Below are 346 nucleotides of genomic sequence, written 5' to 3' on the forward strand. Positions count from 1 at the left end.
CGGAAAGAATGACATTGTGGTATCTGCCATAGGCGGCGGGGGCGGGGTGTCCCGTTTCTAACTCTCTCTCTTTTTCTATTTCTATATCTATCTCTTTCTCTATCTCTATCTCTGGTGGACAAATGTCCGCTCGATATGGTGGACATTTGTCCGCCCCTGTCTGCGGCAGGGCTTTTTGTTCCTGCAAAGCCAGCCGCGCCCTGCGCTTGCGCTCCCCCTCGGTAGAGGACTGGCCGATTAAAAGCTCAATGTTGCTCATGTAGAGTGCGCCGCTTGGCAAAGGCTCCACAAGCCCCAGCTTCATAAAGATTTTCAAAGCTCTCTCTACGGTACCTACCTGCTGGCG

At 52.9% G+C, this 346-nt stretch carries 1 protein-coding gene; it reads right to left on the reverse strand.

The window, feature by feature from the left end:
• On the reverse strand, positions 1-346 hold a 346-nt coding region (locus CHK_RS06130; RefSeq protein WP_046443162.1), incomplete at both ends, for a phage replisome organizer N-terminal domain-containing protein.

Source organism: Christensenella hongkongensis, assembly GCF_000981035.1.
In the GTDB taxonomy this organism is placed as follows: Bacteria; Bacillota; Clostridia; order Christensenellales; family Christensenellaceae; genus Christensenella; species Christensenella hongkongensis.